Origin of the sequence: Saccharothrix sabaoui (assembly GCF_051756985.1) — a bacterium.
In the GTDB taxonomy this organism is placed as follows: Bacteria; Actinomycetota; Actinomycetes; order Mycobacteriales; family Pseudonocardiaceae; genus Actinosynnema.
Genome location: NZ_JBPKJK010000300.1, coordinates 1 through 4,714 on the forward strand (window position 1 = coordinate 1; position 4,714 = coordinate 4,714).

The 4,714-nt window shown below is 74.9% G+C and carries 4 protein-coding genes; all 4 read right to left on the reverse strand.

The window, feature by feature from the left end; genetic code table 11:
• Positions 1-16 precede the first annotated feature (16 nt).
• Positions 17-565 (reverse strand): nuclear transport factor 2 family protein, encoded by a 549-nt coding sequence (locus tag ACR807_RS41155; RefSeq protein WP_438926978.1) that lies wholly within the window; start codon positions 563-565, stop codon positions 17-19.
• 104 nt (positions 566-669) lie between these two features.
• Positions 670-2,898, reverse strand: coding sequence for a 1,4-alpha-glucan branching protein GlgB (gene glgB, locus ACR807_RS41160; protein WP_438926979.1), 2,229 nt, complete (start codon positions 2,896-2,898; stop codon positions 670-672).
• Positions 2,888-4,288: a maltokinase N-terminal cap-like domain-containing protein gene (locus ACR807_RS41165; RefSeq protein ID WP_438926980.1), complete on the reverse strand. Its 1,401-nt coding sequence runs from the start codon at positions 4,286-4,288 to the stop codon at positions 2,888-2,890. Before ACR807_RS41165 ends, glgB begins: the two co-directional genes overlap by 11 nt.
• A partial coding sequence (locus tag ACR807_RS41170; RefSeq protein ID WP_438926981.1) for an alpha-glucosidase C-terminal domain-containing protein occupies positions 4,285-4,714 on the reverse strand: 430 nt, incomplete at its 5' end. The genes ACR807_RS41170 and ACR807_RS41165, both read right to left, overlap by 4 nt.

A 4,714-nucleotide genomic window follows, 5' to 3' on the forward strand; every position in this document is an offset into this window, starting at 1 on the left:
ACCGGGTGGACCGGCGTCAGCGGCGGTCCAGGCGGTCCGGGAGCGGGCGGAGCTTGTAGACCCGCCAGAAGTACTGGTCGGCCGCGTGCTGGTCGGAGGCGAAGTTGATCGCCTCCACGATCCGCCGCGCGCGGATCTTGAACGCCAGCGCCCACGTGATGTCCAGGCCCTCGGGCTTGGTGCTCCAACCGCGGTGCAGGTCGATGACCCAGTCGCCGTCGGCGGCCAGCGAGATCGGCTCCGCGCGGAAACCCGCCTTGCCCAGCTCGGCGAAGAACGCGAGGACCTCCTCGACGCCGACCTTGGTGCCCGACAGCGGGTGGTGGCCGGGGATGGTCCACCGGATGTCGTTGGCGAAGAACCTCCGCAGCCTGCTCAGGTCGCCCGACGCGTAGGCCGCGTAGTAGTCCTTGATCAGCTTGACGTTCGGGTGGTCCTGTGCGGCCGGTTCGGCGGCGGCGGTGCCCGCGCCGAGCAGGGAGCCCGCCGCCACGCCAACGGCCGTCATCCCGAGGCCGCGCAGCACGTCGGCGCGGGACACGGTGGCAGGGTCTTCCGTCGTCATGCTCACTCCTGGTTGAGGGGTGGCGAACCCGGTCGGGGGAGGGGAGTTCGCCTGCCCCTCGACCGTATGGTCGCGGTGCGTGAGCGGTCCAATACTTGCCGCGATTACAGATCCGTATAGGTGACGGGTTTCAGGTACAAAACGCCCAGCGCGGGCAGCGTGAGCACGGCGGAAGCCGGCTGGCCGTCGTGCGGGACCTCCTCGGCGACCACCCGGCCGAGGTTGCCCGTCCCCCACCCCCCGTACGCGGCGGCGTCGGTGTTGACCACCTCGCGCCACGTCCCCGCGCGCGGCAGCCCGACCCGGTGGCCGTGCCGCGCGTCGCCGGTGAAGTTCGCGATGCACGCCACCACGTCGCCGTCGTCGTCCCCGCGGCGGAGGAACGCGAGCACGCCGTCCCCGCCGTGCAGCCAGCGGAACCCGCCCGGATCGGTGTCGCGGCGGTGCAGCGCGGGCGTCGCGCGGTGCGCCGCGTTGAGGTCCGCCACCAGCGACCGCACCCCGGCGTGCAGCGGGTCGTCGAGCAGGTGCCAGTCCAGACCGGACTCCGACCACTCGGCGCGCTGGCCGAACTCGCCGCCCATGAACAGCAGCTGCTTGCCGGGGTGCGCCCACATCAGTGCCAGCAGCGACCGCAGCGACGCGGCCTTCACCGCGTCGTCGCCGGGCATCCGCCCCCACAGCGAGCCCTTGCCGTGCACGACCTCGTCGTGCGACAGCGGCAGCACGAAGTTCTCGCTCCACGCGTAGGACAGCGAGAACGCCACCTCGTCCTGCCGCGCGGCCCGCTCCTCCGGCGGCAGCCCGAAGAACCGCAGGGTGTCGTGCATCCAGCCCATGTTCCACTTGAACCCGAAGCCGAGCCCGTCGTGGTGCGTCGGCCGGGTCACGCCGGGCCACGTCGTGGACTCCTCCGCGATCACCGCGACGCCGGGGTGGCGCCGGTAGGCGGTCGCGGTCAGCTCCTGGAGGAACCGCACCGCCTCCAGGTCCTCCCGGCCGCCGTACCGGTTGGGCAGCCACTGCCCGGCCTGCCGCGAGTAGTCGAGGTAGAGCATGGAGGCCACCGCGTCCACCCGCAGACCGTCCACGTGGAACTCGTCGAGCCAGAACAGGGCGTTGGCCACCAGGAAGTTGCGCACCTGCGGCCGGCCGAGGTCGAACACGTGCGTGCCCCAGTCGGGGTGCTCGCCGCGGCGGGGGTCGGGGTGCTCGTAGAGCGCGGTGCCGTCGAACTTGGCGAGCGCCCAGGCGTCCTTGGGGAAGTGCGCGGGCACCCAGTCCACGATCACGCCGATGCCGCGCTGGTGCAGGACGTCGACGAAGTGGCGGAAGTCGTCGGGGGACCCGAACCGCGAGGTCGGCGCGTAGTACGAGGTGACCTGGTAGCCCCACGACCCGCCGAACGGGTGCTCGGCCACCGGCATCAGCTCGACGTGCGTGAAGCCGAGCCCGGTCACGTGGTCGGCCAGCTCGACCGCCAGCTCCCGGTAGGACAGGCCGGGCCGCCACGAGCCGAGGTGCACCTCGTACACCGACATCGGCGCGCGGGACGGTTCGGTCGCCGCGCGGGCGGCCAGCCAGTCGCCGTCGGACCACTCGTGGGTGGACTCGTGCACCACGGACGAGTGGTCCCGCGCCTCGAACGCCAGCGGGTCGGCCTTGTCCCGCCACCCGCCGTCCGCGCCCAGCACGGAGAACCGGTACCCGGTCCCCGCGCCCACCCCCGGCACGAACAGCTCCCACACCCCGCCGTCGAGCCGGCGCATCGGCAGCCCCGGTACCGGGCCCGCCGCCCGACCACCGCCCGACTGACCAGCGCCCGCCCGACCGCTCGCCGCCCGACCGCCCGCCGCCCGGTCGGGGAGCACCCGGACGCCCCGCGCGCCCGGCGCCCACACCGCGAACGCCGTGCCGGCCACGCCGCCGAGCACCCGCGGGTGCGCGCCCAGCACCTCCCACAGCCGCTCGTGCCGGCCCTCGCCGATCAGGTGCAGGTCCAGCTCGCCCACGGTCGGCAGCCAGCGGTACGGGTCCTCCACCAGCTCCACGCCGTCCGGCCGCACCACCTCGAACCGGTGGTCGAGCAGCCGCACCGGCACCACGCCGGAGAACAGCCCGTCGCGCAGCCGCCCCAGCGCGAACCGCTCGCCGTCCCCGGTCAGCACGGTCACCGCGACCGCGCCCGGCTGGAGCGCCCGGACCACCGCGCCCGCCGGCCGGGGGTGCGCGCCGAGCACCTGGTGCGGGTTGTCGTGCTCCCCGGCGAGCAGCCGGTCCACCACCCCCGGGTCCGGTGCGCCGAGGTCCACGATCGCCGGCTCAGCGGTCACCGTCGACCTCCCCCACCAGTCGCCGCACCGCGCGCAGCGGGATGTCGGCCCAGTCGGGCCGGTTGCGCGTCTCGTAGACCGCCTCGTACACGGCCTTCTCCAGCTCGAACGCGGTCAGCAGCCGGTCGTCCGGCGCCGACCCGGACGCCTCGGCGTACCCGGCGGTGAACGCCTCCCGGTTGTGCGCGACCCACTGCCGGGCCCGCCGCCGCAGCTCCGGGGCCGGGTTGGTCAGCCGGAGCTGGTGCTGCGCCGCGTAGTCCAGCGACCGCAGCAGCCCGGCGACGTCCCGCAGCGGCGAGCGCGGCGCGACCCGTTCGGCGATCGGCGCGGCCGGCTCGCCCTCGAAGTCGATCAGCAGCCACGTCGAGGGCGTGCGCAGCGCCTGCCCCAGGTGCAGGTCGCCGTGCACCCGCTGCACCGGCACCGCGGGCAGCGACGCGACCGCGCCGAACGCGCCGCGCAGCCGGTCGGCGTGCGGCCGGAGCGCCGGCACCGCGTCCAGCGCCGCGTCCAGGTGCGCCAGCATCCCGTCGGACACCTGCCGCGCGGGCACGGTGGACGTGCCCAGTTCGCGGGCCAGGTCGGCGTGCACCTCGGCCACCGCGCCGCCCAGCCGCCGCGCCTCGGCGGCGAAGTCCGCGCCCGCGCCCGCCGGGGGCGCGCCCGGGTCGGCGAGCAGGTCGCGCACGCTGGCCACGGCCATCGCCCAGCCCTCGGCCGCGTTCGCCGCAAACGCTTGCAGCATGCCGAACGTAACGGGCGCGCCGCCCACCTCGCCCTCGATCGAGCCGAGCAGCGGCGCGATGTGCCGGGACCGGGCGCGCCGCAGCGCGCGGTGCGCCTCCAGGTCCGGGTTCACCCCCTCCGCGACCCGCCGGTACAGCTTCAGGATGTACCGGTCGCCGAACACGATCGAGGTGTTCGACTGCTCTGCCCCGAGCGGCCGGCCGACCAGGCCGCGCCGCGACGACCCGGTGAAGCTCGGCTCGGGCCGGAACTCGACGACGCCGCCCTCCGCGTCACCGCGCCCGGCCCGCTGCCCGATCAGCCGCAGCAGCACGGAGTTCAGCTCGGCGTCCCCGGTGGCGTCGTAGACCACGCACCCGTCGAACCCGGCGAGCACGGCCGGGGCCAGCCGGTCGGGCAGCGTCGCCCGCACCCCGATCGGCACCTGGTAGCGCTCGGCGTCGCCGCCGTCGGCGAACCGCACCGACACCACGACGAGCAGGCCCAGCGGCCCGCCGGACGGGCGCTGGTCGACCAGCTCCGTCACCTGCGCGACGTCGACGCCGTCGACCGGGCGGCCCTTCCCGCCGAACCAGCGCTGCCACGGCAGCCAGGCGGCCAGGGCGCGCTCCAGCCGGGGCCGCAGGTCGGTGGAGGTCATCGGACTTCTCCCATGCGGTGGATGGCGAACCAGTAGAAACCGTGACCGGGCAGGGTGAGCCGGTACGGGTCGGACCCGACCGGGGCGAACACGACGCCGCCGGTCAGCTCCACGGGCAGGCTGCCCGCGTACCCGGACAGGTCGAACTCGGCCTGCTGCGGGAACCGCGACAGGTTGTTCACGCACAGCACCACGTCGTCGCCGTGCACCCGCAGGTACGCCAGGACGCTCGGGTTCGCGCAGGTCAGCTCGGTGAACGTGCCGAGCCCGAACGCGGGGTGCGCGCGCCGCACGGCCAGCACCCGCCGCGTCCAGTTCAGCAGCGACGCGGCCGTGCCGAGCTGCGCCTCGACGTTCACGCCCTGGTAGCCGTACACCGGGTCGGCGATCGTCGGCAGGTACAGCCGGCCCGGGTCGGCGGCGGAG